19 protein-coding genes, 1 tRNA gene and 1 pseudogene are annotated in these 22,771 nt (G+C 41.6%); 12 read left to right on the top strand and 9 right to left on the bottom strand.

Going from position 1 to position 22,771, the window contains the following annotated elements; genetic code table 11:
• Window positions 1-26: 26 nt before the first annotated feature.
• From RM347_RS21295 to rnc, 3 genes are all read left to right on the top strand, one after another.
• A protein-coding gene (locus tag RM347_RS21295) for an IS5 family transposase (RefSeq protein WP_428850591.1) occupies window positions 27-787 on the top strand; the annotation gives its coding sequence in 2 pieces (ribosomal slippage) (window positions 27-362 and window positions 365-787; 759 coding nt in all).
• A 130-nt stretch (window positions 788-917) separates the two neighbouring features.
• Window positions 918-1,718, top strand: a complete 801-nt coding sequence (locus RM347_RS21290; RefSeq protein WP_322718323.1) for an NYN domain-containing protein — start codon at window positions 918-920, stop codon at window positions 1,716-1,718.
• Window positions 1,719-1,856: 138 nt separating this feature from the next.
• Window positions 1,857-2,543, top strand: coding sequence for a ribonuclease III (gene rnc, locus RM347_RS21285; RefSeq protein ID WP_322718322.1), 687 nt, complete (start codon window positions 1,857-1,859; stop codon window positions 2,541-2,543).
• A gap of 151 nt (window positions 2,544-2,694) precedes the next feature.
• Here rnc and ftsH2 read toward each other — a convergent pair whose 3' ends face one another.
• From ftsH2 to RM347_RS21245, 8 genes are all read right to left on the bottom strand, one after another.
• Window positions 2,695-4,581 (bottom strand): ATP-dependent zinc metalloprotease FtsH2, encoded by a 1,887-nt coding sequence (ftsH2, locus tag RM347_RS21280; protein WP_322718321.1) that lies wholly within the window; start codon window positions 4,579-4,581, stop codon window positions 2,695-2,697.
• A gap of 287 nt (window positions 4,582-4,868) precedes the next feature.
• Entirely contained in the window at window positions 4,869-5,363 is a 495-nt protein-coding gene (locus RM347_RS21275) for a hypothetical protein (RefSeq protein ID WP_322718320.1), read from the bottom strand.
• A gap of 223 nt (window positions 5,364-5,586) precedes the next feature.
• Window positions 5,587-7,032 (bottom strand): glutamate--tRNA ligase, encoded by a 1,446-nt coding sequence (gltX, locus tag RM347_RS21270; RefSeq protein ID WP_322718319.1) that lies wholly within the window; start codon window positions 7,030-7,032, stop codon window positions 5,587-5,589.
• Between the two features lie 138 nt (window positions 7,033-7,170).
• A tRNA-Asp gene (locus RM347_RS21265) sits at window positions 7,171-7,244 on the bottom strand.
• 110 nt (window positions 7,245-7,354) lie between these two features.
• Complete coding sequence (locus RM347_RS21260; RefSeq protein WP_322718324.1) at window positions 7,355-8,878, bottom strand: serine/threonine protein kinase; 1,524 nt, start codon at window positions 8,876-8,878, stop codon at window positions 7,355-7,357.
• A 101-nt stretch (window positions 8,879-8,979) separates the two neighbouring features.
• Window positions 8,980-10,602 carry a serine/threonine protein kinase gene (locus RM347_RS21255; RefSeq protein WP_322718318.1) on the bottom strand — a complete coding sequence of 541 codons (1,623 nt, stop codon included), beginning with the start codon at window positions 10,600-10,602 and terminating at the stop codon, window positions 8,980-8,982.
• Between the two features lie 286 nt (window positions 10,603-10,888).
• Window positions 10,889-12,073 carry an esterase-like activity of phytase family protein gene (locus RM347_RS21250; RefSeq protein ID WP_322718317.1) on the bottom strand — a complete coding sequence of 395 codons (1,185 nt, stop codon included), beginning with the start codon at window positions 12,071-12,073 and terminating at the stop codon, window positions 10,889-10,891.
• Window positions 12,074-12,189: 116 nt separating this feature from the next.
• Entirely contained in the window at window positions 12,190-13,650 is a 1,461-nt protein-coding gene (locus RM347_RS21245; protein WP_322718316.1) for a TM0106 family RecB-like putative nuclease, read from the bottom strand.
• A 299-nt stretch (window positions 13,651-13,949) separates the two neighbouring features.
• Between RM347_RS21245 and RM347_RS21240 the strand changes: the two genes are divergently transcribed.
• The 9 genes and pseudogenes from RM347_RS21240 (at window position 13,950) to RM347_RS21200 (ending at window position 20,983) form a co-directional block, all read left to right on the top strand.
• Window positions 13,950-14,408 carry an HIT family protein gene (locus tag RM347_RS21240; protein ID WP_322718315.1) on the top strand — a complete coding sequence of 153 codons (459 nt, stop codon included), beginning with the start codon at window positions 13,950-13,952 and terminating at the stop codon, window positions 14,406-14,408.
• A 116-nt stretch (window positions 14,409-14,524) separates the two neighbouring features.
• A complete protein-coding gene (locus RM347_RS21235; protein ID WP_322718314.1) occupies window positions 14,525-15,715 on the top strand; it encodes an aminotransferase class V-fold PLP-dependent enzyme in 1,191 nt (396 codons plus the stop codon).
• Window positions 15,716-15,848: 133 nt separating this feature from the next.
• Window positions 15,849-16,931, top strand: a complete 1,083-nt coding sequence (locus RM347_RS21230) for a glycosyl transferase (protein WP_322718313.1) — start codon at window positions 15,849-15,851, stop codon at window positions 16,929-16,931.
• Between the two features lie 219 nt (window positions 16,932-17,150).
• Entirely contained in the window at window positions 17,151-17,564 is a 414-nt protein-coding gene (locus RM347_RS21225; RefSeq protein ID WP_322718312.1) for a secondary thiamine-phosphate synthase enzyme YjbQ, read from the top strand.
• A 296-nt stretch (window positions 17,565-17,860) separates the two neighbouring features.
• Window positions 17,861-18,610 carry a hypothetical protein gene (locus RM347_RS21220; protein ID WP_322718311.1) on the top strand — a complete coding sequence of 250 codons (750 nt, stop codon included), beginning with the start codon at window positions 17,861-17,863 and terminating at the stop codon, window positions 18,608-18,610.
• A 32-nt stretch (window positions 18,611-18,642) separates the two neighbouring features.
• On the top strand, window positions 18,643-19,431 hold the full coding sequence (locus RM347_RS21215) for a Nif3-like dinuclear metal center hexameric protein (RefSeq protein WP_322718310.1): 789 nt from the start codon (window positions 18,643-18,645) through the stop codon (window positions 19,429-19,431).
• 295 nt (window positions 19,432-19,726) lie between these two features.
• A pseudogene (locus RM347_RS21210) lies at window positions 19,727-19,924 on the top strand (hypothetical protein); the annotation flags it as partial.
• 369 nt (window positions 19,925-20,293) lie between these two features.
• Complete coding sequence (locus RM347_RS21205; RefSeq protein WP_322718309.1) at window positions 20,294-20,452, top strand: hypothetical protein; 159 nt, start codon at window positions 20,294-20,296, stop codon at window positions 20,450-20,452.
• 219 nt (window positions 20,453-20,671) lie between these two features.
• Window positions 20,672-20,983, top strand: coding sequence for a DUF6679 family protein (locus RM347_RS21200; protein WP_012408115.1), 312 nt, complete (start codon window positions 20,672-20,674; stop codon window positions 20,981-20,983).
• A gap of 62 nt (window positions 20,984-21,045) precedes the next feature.
• Here RM347_RS21200 and RM347_RS21195 read toward each other — a convergent pair whose 3' ends face one another.
• On the bottom strand, window positions 21,046-22,713 hold the full coding sequence (locus RM347_RS21195; protein ID WP_322718308.1) for an MBL fold metallo-hydrolase: 1,668 nt from the start codon (window positions 22,711-22,713) through the stop codon (window positions 21,046-21,048).
• Between the last annotated feature and the right edge of the window lie 58 nt (window positions 22,714-22,771).

Here is a 22,771-nt window from a genome sequence, read left to right as displayed (position 1 = left end):
GAAGAAAAATAGGCAACAGGGAAACGATGACAGGCCGATACGCACTACGAGATGACCAGTGGGAGAAAATCAAAGACCTGCTACCTGGGCGAGAGGGCTATGTGGGAGTCACTGCCAAGGATAATAGGTTGTTTGTCGAAGCTGTATTGTATCGTTATCGAGCAGGTATTCCTTGGCGAGATTTGCCAACACGATTCGGCGATTTCCGAGTGCTCCACACCCGCTTCAGTCGTTGGGCAAAGACGGGGGTGTGGGAACAAGTCTTTCATCATCTAGCAGACGATGCCGACAACGAGTATGCCATGATTGATTCCACGATTGTCCGCGCTCATCAGCACAGTGCAGGAGCAAAGGGGGGGATGCAGACCAAGAAGCCATTGGTCGCAGTAAAGGCGGATTGAGTACCAAGATTCATGCCGTGGTGGATGCATTGGGTAACCCATTGAGCTTCCACCTGACCCCAGGACAAGCCTGCGATCTTGATGGAGCGGACAAACTGCTGCCCACTTTGGTTGCTAACACCGTACTGGCAGACAAAGGATACGATGCTGATGAGCGCGTCATTGAACCTCTACTACTCCAGGGCAAAACTGTCGTGATTCCGCCCAAACGCAACCGCACCCATCCTCGTGATTACGACAAAGACTTGTACAAAGCTCGTCATTTAATTGAAAACTTTTTTGCCAAACTCAAGCAGTACCGGGCGATTGCAACTCGCTATGATAAACGGGCAACCAACTTTCTAGGTGCAATTTATCTGGCTGCTTCTGTCATCTGGCTCAATTGATGACACGCCCTAGCGAGGAAAAGAGAAATACTTTTTTAGTATAAATCTTTTTCATAAAGCTAGGCTGCTACTAGATGTGTAATTTGTTAAAGCTGTCCGGTTTCCTTAAACCAACTCTGGACATACTCAAATGACAAGCTATCATTTACCCTCCAAAAAACAAGCAAGCCAGAAAAAAGATTATACTGGCATTTTTTGCGATATTCAGAACGTTCCCTCAATCATAAAATTTGCTAGTTTGGTACTGCAATTTGCAGAATCTAACGGGACTGTATCGTGCAAAAATATTTATTACAATTCACAGCGTCAAGACCAAGTAGCTTCCTCAAATAAGCTAAAAGAGCTTGGTTTTAGATGTGTTAATGTTCCTGACACCTCAAAGAATAGTGCAGATAAACGACTTAAAGATGACTGTTATGAGGCAGTTGCTTTTAATTCTTCTCTAAAGAATATTATCCTATTCTCAGGAGATAAGGATTTTGCTGTATTAATTTCCATTCTCAAAGCTATGGGTAAAAAAGTCATAGTCTTTGCTCAACGAGGTAGTGAGAGTCCAAAGTTGATTAAACTGGTTGGGAATGATAATTTCTACTTTGTAGATGAATTACCTGAGCTAGTTGACAATAGCAATAAGACTCAACCTCAAAACACAGCTATTGTGTCTCGGATTAATTGCAAAGAGGCTATAGAGTATCTAATTGAAGCTATCAAAACTGCCTCAAGCCAAGGTAAGCCTACCGTATTTGGTCGCATTGATAAATTGATGCGTAAACATTGTGCTAACTATCAAGGATACTTATCTATTTCTACAGATGATGGAAAGAAATTTAAGAGTTTTAGCCAGTTTATTGATGTTGCGATAAAGGATGGCAAAGTCAAAAAGCAAAATCAGCAGTTATTTTTAACTGAATTAGATAAACTGGCTGCCTAAAATAGCTTTGAAAAACCCAGTTGAATAAAAAACTGAGTTTTCCCAAGACACCGCGATTTGCGGTTTTTTCATGTCTGAACAAAACAACACTTGTAAACTATCCCAACAGTGAATTTCTGCAACAAAATATAAGATAAAATGCACAAACTTCTAATATTTCATAATGAAAAACTTCTACGCCGTGCGCTTACCCACCGGTCTTACGTCCATGAAAACCCCGGAGAAGGTGAACATAATGAACGCCTAGAATTTCTTGGTGATGCTTTGCTAAATTTCTTAAGTGGCGAGTATCTATACAAGAGTCACCCAGAAATGGGAGAAGATGAATTAACCCGGCGGCGTTCGGCACTGGTAGATGAGAAGCAATTGGCGAAGTTTGCTGAGGAGGTAGGTTTAGACTTTAGGATGCGGTTAGGAAAAGGCGCAATTCGAGATGGAGGCTACCAAAATCCTAATTTGCTCAGTAGTACGTTTGAAGCAGTTCTTGGTGCTTACTATTTGGATAACGATTCTAATATTGAAACAGTTCGCGCAATTATAGAACCACTATTTGATTCTGTAGATCCCAAGCATATAATTGTGCCTCGTTCTAATGTAGACTCAAAAAACCGCTTTCAAGAATGGGTGCAACGCAACGTTACTCCAAATCCCCCCAAATACTTTACAGACCAAATAGGAGGCCCTTCTCATGCACCAGAATTCATCGCCAAAGTATTGGTAGATGAAAAAATTTACGGAGAAGGTAAGGGACGTAATAAAAAAGATGCAGAAAAAGCTGCTGCGGAAGATGCGCTAGCTAAGTTGAAAAAACAAGGTTTGTTGTAGAGTTTATGGGTTTATAAATTTTGAGAATTTTAAAATTAGAAGCTTCCTAACACTGAAAAATCGCAAAAAAATGAGGATGGTATACGCCATCCTCATTTTACTTTTTGTTACTTTACTCATTTCCAGATAGTAGCTAGAAAAGAGTCAGCTATTACAGTTGCGGTACGTACTGTTGCTTCTCAGGTACTTCAGCGTACTCAGCCACAATCTGGCGGAATTCTTCGCCGTCAATGGTTTCTTTTTCGATGAGCAGATCGACTAAGCGATCGGTCACAGTGCGATGGTCACGGATGATCTTCTTAGCATTGTCGTAGCACTGCTCAACAATTTCCCTGACTTGAGCATCAATGCGGGAAGCGATGGATTCGGAATACTCAGAGCGGGTTGTCCAATCACGGCCCAAAAATACTTCTCCCTGTTGGCTTTCTAAGGAAAGTGGGCCTAAGTTTGACATCCCGAAACGGGTCACCATCTGCCGTGCCATTCCTGATAACTGCTGCAAGTCTCCACCAGCGCCAGTGGTAACTTCCGCAGCGCCAAAAATTACTTCTTCAGCGGCGCGACCACCTAAAGCACCAGTAATTCTGGCTTTCAGTTGAGAACGGGAAATTAACCCCTGTTCTTCGTTGGGTGTAAACCAAGTTAAACCCTGTGCTTGTCCCCGTGGGATTAAGGTAACTTTCTGTACTGGGTCATGGTCTTTTAACAAAGTCCCCACTAAGGCGTGTCCAATTTCGTGGTAAGCAATTAAGCGCTTGCTCTTGCTATCTACCAAAGGAGTACCTTCCATCCCTGCAACTACGCGATCCACCGCATCATCAATTTCGCGGAGGGTGATGGCTTCTTTGCGTCTTCTAGCAGTCAAAATTGCTGCTTCGTTGAGTAAGTTGGCTAAGTCAGCACCAGTGAATCCAGGAGTGCGGCGAGCGATCGCATCTAAAGATACGCTAGGGTCTAGTTTCTTGTTCCGCGCATGGACTTGCAAAATTTCCAAACGCCCTTTGATATCGGGTGCATCGACTGTTACTTGTCGGTCAAAGCGACCGGGACGCAATAAGGCTGAGTCTAGTACGTCGGGACGGTTGGTAGCAGCAATAATAATGATGCCTGTGTTACCTTCAAACCCGTCCATTTCGGTGAGGAGTTGGTTGAGGGTTTGCTCTCTCTCGTCGTTACCGCCACCGATGCCAGCACCCCGTTGGCGTCCTACAGCATCAATTTCATCGATGAAGATGATACAGGGGGCGTTATCTTTAGCTTTCTTGAATAAATCGCGGACGCGGGATGCACCGACACCAACGAACATTTCCACGAATTCTGAACCAGAAATACTGAAGAAAGGTACGCCTGCTTCGCCAGCGATCGCTTTTGCCAAGAGAGTTTTACCAGTTCCAGGAGGCCCAACTAACAGCACTCCCTTAGGAATCCTTGCGCCTACAGCGGTAAATCTTTCTGGCTGTTTCAAAAAGGTAACGACTTCTTGCAATTCTTCCTTAGCTTCTTCGATACCTGCTACGTCGTCAAATTTGACCCCGGTTTTCGCCTCCATTTGGAAACGCGCTTTGGATTTGCCGAAGTTCATCGCTTGACCTGGCCCGCCGGGGAGGTTGCTAGAACGCCGGAACAAAAAGAACAGCCCGGTAATCAATAAAACTGGAAACACGAGATTGCCCAACAATCCCCAAATTGCGCCATCATTCCGCATGGGGTGAGCATCAAAACTAATCGCTTTTTCTTTGAGCTTGCTGATTAACTCAGGAGCGTTAACAGGCAAATCCACACGCCACCTTTGGACACGATTCTCGATGTCTGGATCGCGGGCTTCTATAATTGCTGTCCTACCGCCTTCGTACAGATCCACGCTGGTGACGCGATCGCCGTCCAAGTATTCTAGAAAGCGACCATAGGTCATGCGGGTATTGGCTGCATTCTTACTCATGTCAGTAGGAGCGCCTGCAAAGGCCCCTTGCCAGAAGAAAAAACCAATTACCAAAGCCGGCAATGTCCAGAGTACTAGGACTTTCCAAGAGAATTTCATCTTAATTTGCCTCTAGATGCCTATACAACTCATCAGCCTCAGCAACCGAATGTTAATCATTCTGTCACTTTAAACTGTTAAACGGATGTCTATAAATCCATTTTGTTTAATTTGATCTCTTACATGCACTGCCATAGAGCGATTGGCGCATTATGGCGATGCCAACAAGAATCTTAATCAAAGTTAACTTAATTTTAATACAATATCGTACGAGAAAAGGGAGCGCAAACAAGTGAGAGACGCCAAGAAAATTTCTTGCGTCTGGTGTCTCTCTTCAACCAAGCCCTTTACTTCACTTCTGTAATTTGTAGAGTGTAAGGGAGATACTTGCCTTTTTCGTAAGAACCAACCCAAATTTGGTAACTTCCAGCCAGCCATTCACCAACAATACCGGCATTTTTGCCGTCAACATCGTCATTGCACCAAGTACCACCGGGACCCTTGACAATTATGGTGGTGTCCTCAGGACTTTGTACTTGCAGCTTTAGGTAGTCAAATTTACTTGTTAGGGCTAATGTGTGGTCTGGTGTTTCATCAACAAATCCTGTACAAGGGCCAGTGGCTGTTTCACTTCTCTCACCTACCTGATTCCCAGATATTGAGCCACCACTCATCCCGCGAACTGTTAGGGGGTCTGGGGAAAACTGAGGGCCAATGGTGACATCTCCAAATATCGTTGGCGCTTCCTGAGCATCAACCGCAGCATTAACTGTTGATGTGATGAAGAGCGTAACTATCATGATCGATAATCTCATCCCTCTATTGAGCGCTTTTGTCGGCATTGTAATTACGTTTGCTTCTAAGTGTTTTTGAAGACATGAATTTTACACACCAAGTTCCCAATATGAGGAGAATTGACTACCTGTTTTAGATTTAAAATTGGAGATAATTCATTAGTAATTAGTCAATGATTTCTTGTTTCTATAGTTGCTCTACCCTATGGATAGGGGCACAGATACGTGCACCCCTACAATCTAAAAAATTTCTAAAATCTGGCAGTAATCGCTAATTAGCTTCGGTTATTGCCCTAGTCAAGCGCGACTTATCTAAACCAATCTGATTTAGTAGCAACCAAGATTGGATCAAGTCGGGGCCATGAACATCTCCAGTTAAAGCTGCTCTGAGCGATCGCATTACCAAGCCTTTTTTGACTTTTTGTTCTTTCACAACTTGTTTAATAATCTCCTGGGCGGCGGCTTCCGAGAGTTGCGGCTGATTTTCTAAAGCTGTGACAATTGCCTCAAGGACAGCAGTAGAACCTTCTTGCTTTAGTTGTGTACTGCCTTCTTGACTAAATTCAACTGTATCGCTAAAAAACAGTTGGCTTTGAGGTACTGCATCTACCAGGCGAGTCAAACTCTGGCTAATTAAAGTTACTAGCTGCTCTAACCAGGGGCGTTCTCTTCCACCATCAAATTCATATCCAGCCGCTTGCCAATAGGGGATGAGTAAATCTGTGAGTTTATCTACTGGCGTCTTGTGGATATACTGACTGTTCAACCAATCCAGCTTATCCCAGTCAAACTTTGCACCCGCTTTATTTACACGCTCAAAACCAAATTCTTTGGCTGCTGTTTCTAAGGTAAATATTTCTTGCGTCGAGTCTGGTGGCGACCAACCCAGCAATGTCATGTAATTCACCAAACCTTCAGCAGTAAAGCCCATTTGCTGAAAGTCAGAAATAGAAGTGACACCATCCCGCTTAGAAAGCTTGCGCCCTTCCATGTTCAAAATTAGCGGCGTGTGGGAAAACTCTGGAATTTTTGCACCCATTGCTTCATACAGCAGAATTTGCTTGGCGGTGTTGGCGATGTGGTCTTCTCCCCGAATGACATGGGTGATTTGCATATCGATGTCATCCACTACAACTACAAAGTTGTATAAAGGTTGACCGCTTCCTTCTTCTGAGGCGCGGGCGATGACCATATCACCACCTAAATCGCTACCTCGCCAAGACATCTTTCCCCTTACTAGATCGTTCCAGACAATTTCCCGCCCATCTTCGATTTTGAAGCGAATTACAGAGGAGCGACCTTCTGCTTCAAATTCGGCGCGTTGTTCTGGCGTGAGGTTACGGTGACGGTTGTCATAGCGAGGAGCTTCACCTCTAGCTTTTTGGGCTTCTCTGAGAGCTTCTAGTTCTTCGGAGGTGGTGTAGCAGCGATAGGCTAATCCTTGATCTAGGAGTTTTTGCACTGCTTCTTTATAAAGATCTAGACGTTGGGATTGGAAAAATGGTCCTTCATCCCAGTTCAGTCCTAGCCAGCGCAATCCTTCAAGAATATTGTCGGTGTATTCCGGACGCGATCGCTCTATATCTGTGTCTTCTATTCGCAGAATGAACTTCCCACCGTGGTGGCGGGCAAATAACCAGTTAAATACAGCCGTTCTAGCTGTACCAATATGTAAATTTCCGGTTGGACTCGGCGCAATACGAACTCTGACAGTCACAGTTGATTCTCTCTTTCGCAAAGCATGATAAATGTAGCTTATATTTAAACCCTGAATCCTGAGTCAATTCCTTTAGGGAATTCAAAGTTCAAAACCACCGAGGTTAATTTCGGTGATTCACTACTTATAAGTTTAGAACGGGACTGACGGGGCTCGAACCCGCAACTTCCGCCGTGACAGGGCGGTGCTCTAACCAATTGAACTACAGTCCCTTGTTTGGCAACTTTGCTATTATCACTATTTTTTTTCTAATTGTCAAGTGTTTTGGAGTTAGGAATTAGAAATTATTTTTGACCCATCTCTCCAAGGTGCGGATTTTTCGTTATAACCTAGATAATACAACCTGTGGCTCTGATTCCAGATGCTGCAATATCCGGGATTGCATTTGTTTATACTGCTGCTTTAATAGCTGTTTGCTCAACTGGGGTTGAGAAGCCGGTGGTAGACTATGACTCTGTTGCACCCAGGTTTTCAACATTTGCCGCTGAGTCGGCTCGATGCGACTGCTGAGAACGTTGATGCAGGAATGTGGTGCTTCCAGAGTGAAGAAAATCAAAGGATAGTGTTCATTTTCAGCCAGGAAACTTACCATCTTCAGATTTTGGGGATTTTGCATATCTAAGTAGCACGGTAGCCACTTAGGAGCCAATTGCCGATTGTAGAGTACAGCCACCCACAACAGCATTGGGTGAGGGGATGTTATAAAGATAAACTGGTTATAACGGGTAGAAACCGCATAGTTTTTGATTTCTTGTTTAGGTAACATCAACCATAGAGCTGTCATAGATCCTTGTGTGGTGTCTAGAAGCTGGGGAAAAACAATTTCTTGAATTGGTTTATTTTGAGGCCATAAAAGTTGCCGACAGCTTTGTTGTACTGTAATTGGTAATCCAGAATTCAAGGGACGGCTAAGGATAGAACTAGAGGATAAAGTTGTAGGTAAACTGGGACAATTTGACTGTTCTAAACTGTTTAATAATTGCAATATTTGAGCGATATTTTGTGGACGATCGCTTGCTTTTTTAGCAAGACAAGCCATGATTAAACTATTTAGCTTCTGAGGTATTTTCAGAGTTGGTTTAACATCTGCGATCGCTTTTGGTGCTTCAAAGTGATGTGCTTTATACCAAGCACCAAAGTAATCAGTTTCTGGTTGCCAAGGTTTTTTGCCTGTGAGCATTTCAAACATCATTACACCCAGGCTATAAATATCAGAGCGACTATCTAATTTTTCACCATCTAGCTGTTCTGGAGAACAGTAGGGTAAAGTGCCATTAAATCCCCTACTTGTACTAGCTGTTGATGCATAATTTAAAAATCTAGCAATACCAAAATCGAGAATTTTAACTAACTGACCTAATATCGGATCGGGAATAACTAATATATTGGCAGGCTTGATATCTCTATGAACTAACGGACAAATTTTACCATCAATGTTAATACCTTGATGAGCGCACTGTAAGCCTAAACAAATCTGGCGAGAGAGAGTCAAAAACATGGGTAAAGGTAACGGAATCAAATCCTTTAAACTTTTGCCACATAGATATTCCATGACATAGTATGGTTTTCCTTTCTCATTCACACCATAATCATACGCCCGCACTATGTGTATGCTCTTTTGACTCAAAGCTGCACTCATTAAAGCTTCACGAGCAAAGTCTTGTTGCATCTTGCTATCAACAACAGTTTGAGTCAAAAACTTGATAGCAACTGGTATGCCTCCTAACAAAATATCATGTGCTAAAAAAACTTCACCCATGCCACCGCTGCCAATTAATTGCTTGAGTTGATAACGATTGGCAAGCAAGCCCGTACTACTTGGAGATATAAATGGGCTTTGATTCACTTTATTCACCTCTACTGCTGAGTCCATTTAAAGTTAGCAATACGCACATAAAAATATGATTAGGTAATGGTGGCAAGCATTTTGATTTTGATAGCACACTTTCAAGAACGTGATAAAAGTTTAAAAAAAACCTCCAAGAATTTAGCCATCCAATTTTTTAAACCTTCTTTTTCAGCTTTTTGATCTGCTGCTAGCTTTCGTAAAATCTCTAACTTTAGCTTTTCATAATCTGTTTTTAGAAGATTTTTAGCTTGATTAGGCAAAATTAATTCATTTGACTGTTGACTCATATCTAACCAATCTACAAGTTGCTGACGCTGGTTAGCCGTAAGGCTTAAAGTTTTTACATGAGAGCAACGGTTTGGATCTTCTAGGGTAAAAAATAGTAGATGATAATAGCCTACCTCTGCTAAACTACGTGCTATATTTTGCCCTTTACTATCTTTTAAATCCAGAAAATAAGGTAGCCATTTAGTCATAGAAGGCTGGGAATCATATAGTACTGTTACCCACAATAGCATCGGGTATACATTAATTTGACTAATAAATTCAGTGCCATGTATTTGATCCAAAAATTTTGTAATCTCTTGCTTGGGCAACATTGCCCAAAAAGTTGGTATAGGTCTTTGAGGAGTTTGTAGTAAATGAGGAAAACCAATTGGCGCAATTGGTTTATTTTTAGGCCAGTTTTTCTGCAAACACTCTTTTTCTGATAATAAAGTCGCAGGTACTAATTGAACTGGAAATGATAGTTTAATAATCTCACTACTATTACTAGGAATAACATCATTAAGCTGAATATTAGCCTTTTCTAAGTCTTCTAAAATTTGTCCGATATTTTGAGGGCGATCGCTTACTTCTTTCGCTAAACAACTCATCAATATTTTTTCTAATATCTGTGGGATTTTGACTTGCGGATTCACTTCTTCAACTGTCGGTGGCATTTGAAAGCGATGCGCTTGATACCAAGTACCAAAGGAGTTACTTTTTGTTTGAAATGGATGTTTCCCTGTTAGCATCTCAAACATTAGTACTCCCAAACTGTAAATATCAGAGCGGACATCTAGCAGTTTGCGTCCTTCCATGTGTTCTGGAGAACAGTACGGCAAACTGCCAATAAAAGAATCCGTCAGAGTCATCCCACTTCGCTCTGTTAAAAACTTGGCAATCCCAAAATCTAGTATTTTAACAATTTCTCCTTGTTTATTATCTTCACTAATAAATATATTTTCTGGTTTAATATCCCTATGAACAATAGGATAAATCTCTCCTTTAAGGCTAATACCTTGGTGGGCACATTGTAAACCTAAACAAATTTGATTACAAATATCCAAAAATTTTGATATTGTTAAGGGCTGAATTTTGAGAATTTGTTTGAGATTTTTCCCTTGGAGGTATTCCATTACATAAAATGGAGTTTTATCCTCAGTAACGCCATAACTTAAAATGCGAACAATATGTTTACTTTTGCGACCCAATTGAGCGCCAATAAAAATCTCTCTGGCAAAGCGTTGAGACATTTGTTGGTTCGCCAAACTGAGTGACAAGATTTTGACTGCGATCGGCATACCACCTTTAGCAGTATCTTCAGCTAGATAAACTCTACCCATTCCTCCTTTACCAATCAAATCTCTGATTAAATAACGATTGTTTAAAAATTGCCCAATGTAATTGTCTACTTCTGCTTTTTGCCCTACCATATTCTCAATTTTATTTTGTTTCATAAAAATCATTTTTGAAAAATATTGTTGGCAAAATACTTTAATAAGTCTAGCTAATTTTTAAATTTAAATCTAAAATATATTCAGAGTTTAGAGATAATTAATCATCTGTTGTAATCATGCTTGATCTCTCTACAAAAGATCCTAAACATTGTGTAACATATTTATTAAGGATTACGGTTGAGAAATTACACGTAAACTACGAATAGGCAAGATAAAGTTGCCTAGTAGATTCCGTGAATACACAGAATTAAGCTTAAAACAAGTAAATAGCAGTAACTCTGTACAGCTAACGGTTGAGATTTGGCAGTAAACGGCGTAAGAATCTGATTAGTGGTGTTTCAATTTTCATTTTAAAGGCTAGGATCTGGGTGCGTTGCAGGGAGTTAAAATTGTTATCACTGATAAGAATTAATGATTGCTGACCATCGGGTAGTTTAGGGCCAAGAGTTAAGCCTTCGATATTGTCTAACAGTACATCTAGGGTTCTCAAATCTAACAGCAGTTTTTTCTGAACTGGTTTAATATTTTTGGAGTCGACTGCTAAAAGACTATCTATATTATGAATATTGTCAGCTTTTTCTAAAGAAACCTGAAACAGGGAAATAGCAAATCCTAAACCAGTAAAAGACCGTTCTAAACTTAGAAAGTGTCCTTGATTATCAAGAGCAACTAAATCAGGTAATCCACTCGCAAATTTGCCAATCAGATTCAAAAATGGTGTAACTGGTTCAGTTTGGTAAAGAAATTCTTTTTCTGGCTGGTTGGTGAGCAAGTTGTATTGCAAAATTCGGCAAGGACTACCGATGTTCGGTTTAGCTGCGACACCATCTTGAAGTAGAGCATTTTCTGTGGCTGTGAATAGATGCTTTTTATCGGGTGTGATGGTGAGGCTTTCAAAGGCCAAATTGTTGCGGATACCTTTTTTACGACTTTTCTCTGGCAAAAATTTGTGTGGTACGGGAAGTGTTGTAATTTCTCTGCCAGAGGATAGTGAGAACTCTTTAATAAAAGGATTAATTAATTTGGCAGCATCGCCTTCAGAAGAAATAAACACAGTTGCTTTATTAGTTAAGGCAATACCTTCTGTATCAGTTTCACTAGGGCGAAATGTTTGACCATTTTCATTTAACAATGTGGTAAAACTGACAGGAACAACTCTATCCTTTTGTAGGGAACCCTTGCTTAAGTCGATTTTCAGGGTGTAGAAGCGGGCATTAGCTTTTTGTCCCCGGTCATCGGAAATAGCATAAAAAAGGTTGTTTTTTGCATCATAGGTAATTCCAGATAAACCTCCAAGTTCAGCTTTTTTAAAGATTAAACCTTTTGGTAAAGTAGCTTCTCCTATGAACTCTATGCTATTGATTTCAACAGCATTTGTAGGTAAAATTCTGAATAATAATATAATAATTATAATTGTAATAAAAAAGTAAATAATTCTGGGAATTGCGAAGATTTTTTTTATTAGCTGCATAGAATTGTTTTGTGAAACTATGAAAATTCAAATAAAATATCAGGTGCACATCTGTGCGCCGCCAGAAACAACATGTTTTCCAACCAATTGAAAACCTTTAGAAAATACAAAATTACTTAAGCTAGTCGCAAACCATATTCATCCTGAAAAAAGTTGACAAGCCAGTCTTTCACTTTGCGGGTAGCGCGGCAATCATCTTCGTTGTAGCTTTGGATAATTTCTAGTAAGGTGCGATCGCCTGTTTCTAGCCACTGATCGTACCAGTAAATACACTTGGCACCACTAGCTTCTTTTTCCCGCCATTCAAATCCTAACCAACGAGCGATCGCTTTCAGGGCATAGCTTTCTACTGGCAATGCTACACTTTGGGTTAATTGTTCATATACATCCACAAATCGATTCAGTACAGGACGCACTGAGGAGTGCGGTGTGTGGTAAAGCTTTGCTAGCCGTTTGACTGTATCAAACTCGTAGACACAAAAATGATAAATTGGCGCTTCGGGATATTGCCAAACCAAATCCAAAAATTGCTGCCAAACTAATTCTTCATCTTCTGGTTTGTCTGCCAAAAACGAATAAAACTGTTCCGTATTGGCTTGTCTATCAACGACCAAAACTCCCAAGAGATAATTTAAATCCAAGTCTGGCTGTGCTTCAATATCAAAGTAAAGCTCTATGGGTGCTGTGAATGTAATATCTTCTATTGGTAGCGGGTAGGGTAAGATTAACGGTCGTCTTTCCAGGGCAGATTGAGCTTGCACTAACAGCTTGGGCGCTACTTCGCTGTCAAAACCAAGGAGGTTTTCTAAGGTGCTGGAACTGGTGTTCGCAAGAGATTCCAGTGTAGTGATGCCTAAAGCTTGAAGTTGAGTGTAGCGAATCGGTGTTACGCCTGGTAGCAGTGAAAGGTGTTTTTCAGATTGAGCGATCGCATAACATTCACTATACCAATGACAAAGATTGCACTTTTGCCGCGAAATAAACACCTCTGGCGGATTTGGTAACTCTAAAACTTGAATAAACTCCTCCAGAATCTGCTGCATTCGTGGTGTCCATTTGAACAGATCAATTGCATAATTGGTGTTTTTAGTTCGCAATATGAGCCAAGCTGTTTCTGGTATAACTCCCTGCACTGTTGCCAACACTTGGGCATGAAATGCAGCGACAACTTGATATTCTTGCTTAGGACGCTTACCCAGTTCAATACTAGCCGGGACGTAGATCCAATCTCCAAAATGGGATTGTCCTGGTTGTTTCACAAGTAAATTTGGACGACTTAGCAGAGTGTATTTTTCAGAATAAGTTGCTAACAGTACTCCCTTATAAATGTACTCAACCCCGCGCTGCATCAATTCTAAAGTTGCCTTCTCTGCTTTTTCCCAGTTTCCATAAGAGTAATCTGGTTGGTGATAAGTCATCTGTGCTAAAGCACTCAGCTGATGAGCGATTTTGTCCTCTTGCAGTTTCTGTAGCAACTCATTGGGAGCATCGCGCTGACTTTTGTCACCGTGGATATCTAGAAAAGGTCGGCGTTTACAGCGTTGGTATTGCAGTAGGAGTTCAGCATTAATTAGCATCCTTTTAAGTTAACAAGAATTAGCACACTCTGGGAGTAACTCAGACAATTAAAGTCTTAAGGTGGCGATACCTTCTCTGCGTTCGCGCAGCGTGTCGTAGACAGACGCTACGCGTAGCTTGCTTCCCCCTAGGGGTACGGTGGGCTACGCCAACGCGTCCACACCTAATTTGCTGTTTATTCTATACTGTCAACAGCTAGCCATTGGCGTAAACAGCACAAGCGTTTGCTTTTCTCCCAAGTTACAACTGAGGGAAAGTAACACAACCACGGTTTGTTTATTCATTATTACAAGGGTACATGACAGAACAACATGAGCCGTGTCTCATCTGTGAGCGTGTCACACTCTGGAGGAACGGTCAGAATCCCTACTTTATTCACGAATTCGAGCATTCAATCTTTGTGATTGGCGATCATCAGTTTCATCGCGGATACTCCCTTATTCTTCTGAAAAAACATATTAGAGAGTTGCATGAAGTTCCCTCACCTATCCAGTCTGCCCTATTTAAAGAAGTGATGCTGGCAGGACAAGCTATTGTTAACGCTTTTAGTCCGTGGAAAATGAATTATGCCTGTTATGGAAATAGTGAGCCACATATTCATTGGCATCTCTTTCCCCGCTACGAGTCCGATCCAGATCGCAAGGCTAATCCGTGGCGTCATGCATCAGAGTTCAAACACCATCTGATTACTTCTCAAACAGCCCAGAATCTCGGACAAAAAGTCACAGAGCATTTATCGTTACTGATTACAAAATGAGATTTGGCAGCGAGGTCTTAAATTAATCTCATCCCTATTTTTAGCGTCGCTCCTACACAAAGTACAAATACCTCTAATATCAATAGCCTGCAAACAGCAGATATCCCTTGTAAATTATGACTATTTCTGCATCACCAATCAAGCTGCATCAGCATCGAGAGCAATTTCCCGCTTTAGCGAATAAGACTTATTTTAATTATGGGGGACAAGGGCCGATGCCCCAAAGAGCAATGGATGCTATGGCCCAAACTCAAGCTTATGTTCAGCAAATAGGCCCCTTTGGCAATGAGGCGTATCGCTGGATAGCGCCCCAGACTCAAGCCGCTAGAGTTGCGATCGCTTCGGAGTTACATGCACCAAGTCAAACAATTACTCTCACCCAGAATGTCACTGTTGGCTGTAATATCGCCATGTGGGGCATTGAGTGGCGTGCTGGCGACCACATACTGCTCTCAGACTGCGAACATCCAGGTGTAATTGCCACATCCCAAGAAATCTCGCGGAGATTCTCTGTGGAAGTTACTACCTGTCCCCTCAAGGCAACTTTAAATGAGGGCGACCCCGTAACCGTCATTGCCCAGCACTTACGTCCTAATACGCGTCTTGTAATATTGAGTCATGTTTTCTGGAATACTGGTCAAGTTTTACCTCTTGATAAAATTGCCGAAGTATGCAGAAATAATCATTCTTTTTTACTGATAGATGCTGCCCAATCTGCTGGTCTGTTGCCTTTAAACTTGACAGAATTGGGTGTAGATTTTTATGCTTTCACTGGTCACAAATGGTTATGTGGCCCTGCGGGTGCTGGTGGCTTGTACGTCCGACCAGAAGCACGAGAAAACCTGAAACCTACGTTTATTGGTTTGAATGGTATTGTTGTGGATAGTCAATCTCAACCTGTGGATTGGCTTCCCGATGGACGGCGATATGAAGTGTCTACATTAGCTTATCCGTTGTATGTTGGCTTGAAGGAAGCGATCGCTATCCATCAGCAATGGGGAACATCACAGGAACGTTACGAGCAAATTTGCCACAACAGTGACTACCTTTGGCGGCAGTTAGTAGCGTTACCTAATGTCAAGTGTCTGCGAACTTCCCCACCCGAAAGCGGTATAGTTTCTTTTCAACTCACAAATAATCAGCCCCAACCTCATTTGAAGTTAGTACAATTTTTAGACTCACAAAGCATATTAACTCGGACAATTGCCGATCCTAGCTGTATACGCGCCACCGTCCATTACCTTACTTTAGAATCGGAAATCGACCAATTGATTGAGGCAATTCAAAGTTTTTGTAAACTTAATTAAAAGTTAGGAGTTATAAGTTATCAGTTTCGAAATTATGATTTTAACTCTTAACAGACGCGATTAATCGCGTCTCTACTCCTAACTCTTGTACAGACGCGATTAATCGCATCTCTCCTAATCTCCTAATTATAAAATGGAACGCCCAATATTATACTTAGCCATAACTAACCACGGCTTTGGTCATGCTACCCGCACGGCTTCTGTAGCTGCAACAATTCAAAAATTATGTCCAGAAGTTCTGCTAATTATGGTGAGTACTGCCCCACGCTGGTTGCTAGAGTGCTATATAGAAGGCGATTTTATCTATCGTCCCCGTGCATTTGATTTGGGTGTGGTGCAAACTGATAGTTTGACAATGGATAAAGTAGCGACTTTAGAAAAGTTGCTGGATATTAAGAAGCATCAAAATTCGCTGATTGCCTCAGAAGTGAATTTTATCCGCCAAAATCGCGTTAATCTCATCTTGGCAGATATTCCCTTCTTGGCTCCTGGGTTTGCCAAAGCTGCAAACATTCCCTGCTGGATGATGAGTAACTTTGGCTGGGACTTTATCTACCGAGATTGGGGAGGCGAATTTACCGCAGTTGCTGATTGGATTAGTGATTGGTACTCAAAGTGCGATCGCCTGTTTCGTCTTCCTTTCCACGAACCAATGCCAGCTTTTAACAATATCACAGATGTTGGCTTAACAGGCGGTTCTCCCCGTTACTCTGCTGATGATTTACGCTCTATTTGGGGAATAACTGCACCAGTTGAAAAAACTATTTTGTTGACCTTTGGCGGTTTGGGTTTACAGCAAATCCCTTATGATAACCTGCGGCGATTTCCAGATTGGCAATTTATCGTCTTCGATCAATCTGCTCCTGATTTACCTAATTTAGTCAAAATTGATGACCGCAAATACCGCCCTGTGGATTTTATGCCGATTTGTGGACGAGTCGTTTCTAAACCTGGTTACAGCACTTTTTCTGAAGCCACAATACTAGGAGTGCCTATTATTACCATACCGCGTGATGACTTTGCCGAAGCAAATTTTATACTAAAAGGCATAACTAATTATAACCAGCATCAAATCATCACCCCATCTGAGTTTTTTCAAGGGACTTGGGATTTTCTATGTGACTTACCTCAACCACCAAAGCAATCTCAACCAATTGCAAAGAATGGTAATGAAGCGATCGCTCATGCTATTCTCAACCATTTTCGCAGTAATTAAACTTTACTTAACTGATAGCGTCTCATCCGCTGCTAGCTTTCCTATGGGAAGATTATAGCTGTTCTCAATTACGTAAAATATAGTATGGGCGTACATCTGTGCGTCCATAGCGCGTATTGCATCCAAATGAGAAGCGCTATAAACTTTAGTTATATGGTGAGACAAATCATCCAAACTAAAAAATTAACGGTTATTAGTCAATAATTAATCAAATTACAGATGACTCACTACCAAAAGTTACTAAAAATTTCCACCACTGGTAAATCTTTTTACAACATCACTGCAAAAATTGAGGACACCGTTGCAGAATCGGGAGTCGAAACTGGTCTTTGTACTCTATTTTTGCGCCACACTTCAGCCAGTTTAGTGATCCAAGAAAATGCCGATCCTGATGTCCTTGTGGATTTAGCTAACTTTATGGCAAAACTCGTACCAGAATCGGGAAAATACATCCACGATGCTGAAGGTCCCGATGATATGCCAGCACACATTCGTACTGCACTCACCCAAACTTCTGAGCATATCCCCATTAATCAAGGTCATTTAGTACTGGGAACTTGGCAGGGAATTTATATTTGGGAACACCGCCAGCGAAGTCATCTAAGAGAATTGGTTGTTCACATCTCTGGATAGCCGATTCTCAAGTTTTATTTATTTAAAGTCTAGTTTAGTAGAGTTTAAATACTCTGTTTATACTGCCTAACCTTTGGACATAACATAGTAAACCACACGGTAATATGCATTAAATAAATTTTGCCGTGATAGCTTTGTCATGAAAATTATTGATGGTAATTTAAGCAGATATAGACCAAATAATTCGTGTAAATTTGTAAATTCAAAAGTTAAGATTATTTATGGTTATTAAAAATTCTAATTACTTAGATATATACTAATATTTAGTGTAAGTTATATGGGCGATTTCAATTAATATGAAGCAAAAACTAACACCAACTCATACTTTTCAATTTATTGATGAAATCCTTGCCCAACAGTCTGTTAACTTATTGTCACTTAATCCCCAAAAAACGTTAATTACCAGCTTTGCAGAATTGGGAAATTTGAGTGCTGAACGAAACACCGACGTTCAAATTATCATAACCCTACAAGAAACTCTCGAAAGCATAGTCTTTACTCAGTTGCAAAACTTCCCAGAAAATATCTTCTGGGATTTTGATTTTCTGGTAAGTAGTATGATTAAGCAGGCTTTAATTGCGGAGGAGGGAGCTGTTCCTTTCTTAAAAAGTTTTGGTAAAAAGATGGTTTACCTAACGGAGATGTTCGGAAATAAAACGGAAATGCGCTTCCGTTATGTTCATGATTTTATGTATGGATTTGAGTGGGCAAGATGGGTACAAAAAGAGCCACAAAAACGCGCACATATAGAGCCTTTTAGTCTGCTTTTTTTGGATTATTTGCTTATCAAAGGTAAAGAACTTTTACAACGGATTAATCACGGTCAGATCACATCTTATAAACTATGTGACACAGGTTACCGCAATCCCTTCACATTTTCTCGTGAACCAGAAGATGAATACCGTCTGCTAACTTATCTTGCTGAGGAACAACTTATCCCAGTAGCAGTATGGGACTGGAATGCTAGCCCTGTATGGAACAAACCTTTCCAAGAAATGCGTCAGCAATTAGCATTAAAATTAAATATTCAACCACAGAGACACTGATTAGCAATTAGAAATTGCTGAAGAAAATAATTATGAAAATTGCTGATTTAATTACTTGGTTTGAAGCATGGGCAAATCCCACTTGGTGTGAAAGCTGGGATAATTGTGGCTGGCAGATTGAACCAGGAGTGTTGCAGGAAAAAGCACGGGTTTTGGTATGTTTGACACCGACTTTGGCAGTAATGCAGGAAGCGATCGCTCTTAATGCTAATCTGATTTTTGCCCATCATCCCTTAATTTTTAATCCTCTCAAGTCCTTACGCACTGGTGAAGCGATCGCAGAAATGGTAAGGTTCGCCTTTACCCACAATATTGGTATTTACAGCGCCCACACGAATTTTGACCAAGTACAGGATGGTACTGCTGACGTTTTAGCTCAAATTTTAGAACTTAAGGAAGTTACTCCTATATTACCTACACAAGCAGGTTTAGGATATGGTCGTATTGGTTTGCTAGAACCATTTTTAACACTACAGGAATTACTCGCGACAATTCAAACGCGACTTGCTCCCCCTAATTTGATTTTTTCCCCAAGTGCTGATTTACAGCAAACAATTTCACGAGTTGCGGTTTTGGGTGGTTCGGGGGCTAGTTTTATTTCAGCCGTCGCCAAAAGTGGTGCTCAAGCTTATCTAACTTCTGACTGTAAGTTCCATCAATTTCAAGAAAGCCGCGATCGCAGTCTTATTTTAATCGATGCCGGACATTACGCTACCGAACGTCCGGCTTGCGATCGCTTGGTGCAAAAATTTCAGTCTTTAAATCTAGACTGGGTGCAATTAAGTAAAAAGGATGAAGATTTCCGCCAGTTTTTTGCTTGATTGCTTACAAGACCCAACTATATTTTTTGGATGCTTGCCTAAAAGTTTTTTTATATTTTAATATTGTTAAATTATTTGGCTTCTCAATATTAATACTTAAGCTTTTCGGGCTACCTATCTAAGTACATTTAAGAGGGAGATGCACCTAAAGCTCATATTCTTAAACATTCTTGTGATGGCAATCACTATCTACGTGTAATTATAATCACATACTATTAATGTTCCATATCAATTAATAGCAAAGAAAAATGTTCCACACTTGACGTAATAAATTGTTTACTCTGCCCTAATCAACATGATTCGCACACTCGTTGAATCTGCTTTCCAAACTGGATATCTTAGTGTTGAATCTGAGGGTTTACTCCAGCAAGTGCTGTCCACTAAATGCTATCAGTCAGAGGATTTGCCAGCCCTCGCAGCCTTATACAATGCAGTTCGCGCAGGTGAAATTAAACGAGAAGCGTCCTCGTCGAACGTGCTTATGGAATTTCCTCTATCGGTTGAAGGAGGCAGGAGGCGGGAGTCAGGAGGCGGGAGCCAGGAGGAGCAAACTCCAAGGGGATTCGACCCCGGATGATTTGGAGTCACTGAACAGAAATTCAGTAACAGCCTTAAACTGCAAGCTTGCTCTGCTTGCTTTACTGAAGCAGAGGGGAATCTTCTCAAGGTCTTTACCCTTTGCTCTTTATCTCCTTTGTCTATCTGCCTTTTCCCCAACTCGCTTTCTATAATCGGGCAAAAATCTTAAAAACTCAAAACTCTTTGGGTGTTATTGTTGAAAACCATCAAGGTCAGCAAGAGAATGAGTTAAGATCAGATACAAGTGGGTAAAAGTAAAATCAAGTCCCCGGACTTCCCAGTAATGCCAATGATTAAAAGTAGGCAAGTTAAACAACCGCAATCAACGATTGTTTTGGAGTATTCTTTATTACATAATGGTAAGAATGACTCACCAGTAAATATTAACCTGGTTAGGACAGGTACTGAATTGTTTGACTTCTATGAAGCAGACATTCCCTAAAATAAGCCAGAGGGAGATTAAGTTCATTGGTACAGCAACTATTGATTGATGACCCAACATTTCCCAATATTTTGACAACTACAAGCAAGTCTTGGGATTGAGTTATGAAGCGTACTTGTTCTAAACGGTGAAATTAACCTCTTAAAGGTGTAATCTAATGGGGTAGAACCCAGATTTTGACAGGTTTAACTACGTTGTTTAAAAAGGCAGAAACAATACATGCTACACCGCAAGATTTATCAACTCTGTTGCGATGGGCGCGAGGTATGTGTTTTCTTGCGGGACCAGCAACGCTGGATTGAACGCGCCCGCATCATCGACATAGAGGGAGATTTAGTGACCCTACGCTATGAAACAGAAGAAGAGGATGAAGTTTGTTCTTGGGAAGAAATGGTTCGCCTCGAGAGCATTGGTGCTGTAACGCAAAAATTGGCTTCAGTACCACGCGGGAATGTGGAACCTCTGATGACTGAGGACTGTCCCGAAGCTGAACGCATCCACAACCGTTACACTGACTCGAATCCAGAATAATTGTCATTAGTCATTAGTTATTAGTCATTAGTCAAAAATGACAAAGGACAAAGAGCTAATGACTATTGACTATCATTCAAACCTTCAAAGGCAGGACAGTAACCTTCGAGAGTTACCTTGAAGTTAAACAACGGGGAAGCTGGGTTCCAACACCGCTGCCCCCTTTGATATCGGCAAGTACCGCAACAGTCGACATCTGTCCATGTATAGCGATCGCTATTTTGGTTGAGCAGTTCTCGTTGAGACAATCCCCTTAATACTAATTCTTCCCCTTGCCAACGAGCTTCGATTAACCCAGTATCGGCAAACTGCCGCCAACGCGGATCAGCAGTAATCACATCGGGGAGGGTGATTGTGATTACTGTTCCTAACTCTGTCAGTTCGCCTTCGTAGTTAGTCTCTGGCGCTGCCGGTTGTAAAAATGTGTCGCCGATGGGCAGTTCTACTAAGGTTTCAGCCGCCGGGGAATGTATATGGTAGCGGTTTTGCAACTCCTCTAAGCTAGTCAGGTCTGCCAAGTAGGCAGGAGAACCGTGGACAAAAATGACGTGCTGGGGTCGCAAATTATGAATTAGCTGCGTAGTACCAGGGCCGTCACTATGTTGAGCCAAGAGATAGGTTTCGACAGTGGTGGGTGCTAAATATTCTTTGTTAACTTTTATATCAATTTTTTCTGGTAGGAGGATTAGCCAAGGGCCTGTGTCTAGTTGGCAGTGCTTACCCAAATCATCTGTAGAGTCGGTGAGGACAATACAAGGTGACTTACCTACAGTAGGACGATGTTCTGGTTGTAAACGACGCACGCGGGGACGCACCCGTTCATCCCAAAATAAGGGTTGATGGCGGGCGAAGTTCTGCACGGATGGGGGGAGGTGAGATAGCAGTTCTAGGTATGCATCACACCCAGTGGCGACAGCCCCATCTACCCAGATATCTAAATCTCGTCCGGTGAAGTGGTGATGAGACCGTAAGAGCATTAGCAGTTCTTGACCCAATCCTAAAGCAGGAGTGGGAAGGATTACAGAACAATGGTCAGCGATCGCGCGATTAATTCGCTCTGCTAGTTGATTTTCTTGGTTGCGGCGATGGGGATGTCGGGATGTGCCATAAGTGCCTTCAATGATTAGCACATCTAAGTCTAAGCCCCGCAGTTCTTCTAAACGCAAACCTTCTACCAATCGGGAGTTAGATAGGAAAAAGTCTCCTGTATACAGTAGTTTGTAGGTACGCTGCTGGGTAGTGTAGGTAAGTAGAATTGCCACTGCCCCTGGTAGATGCCCTGCGGGAAATAATTCTGCTACCAGACCATCTTGGAATTCTACAGGCGATCGCAACGGCAAGGCATGACAAAATTGGGAAATTTCCTGAGGATCTTGGTCTAGCCAATTCAGCGGCAGTAATTTGCTGGTTACTTCGCTACCATAAATAGGTAACTTTGGAAAAGCCTTATGCAGTGCCAGTAAGCCTCTGGAGTGATCTGGGTGGGCGTGACTAATCAAAACTAAATCTGCTGGTAGGGGCGAACTAGCTCCACGTACCGACTTAGTAAGCCCCTTAGCCAGCGATGAAATATCCTCCAAACCACAGTCCAGCAATATGCGGTGTGGGCCCATTTTCACCAATAAACACACGCCCTCATCGTAATGCTGGACACTATAGGGCAAACATTCTAATTCACTACCCGTTTCCGCAGCATCTACGCGAGAGGATGCCGACAGATTATCCCTCATGCTCTCCTCCCCTCAAACCTCATCATCATGGACATATCCCAAAATCCAAAAGTTACAC

This window comes from Nostoc sp. ChiQUE02, from assembly GCF_034531305.2.
Taxonomy (GTDB): Bacteria; Cyanobacteriota; Cyanobacteriia; order Cyanobacteriales; family Nostocaceae; genus Nostoc.
The sequence above is the reverse complement of the archived record's forward strand: the minus strand, read 5'-3'. Positions and strand labels throughout refer to the sequence as shown.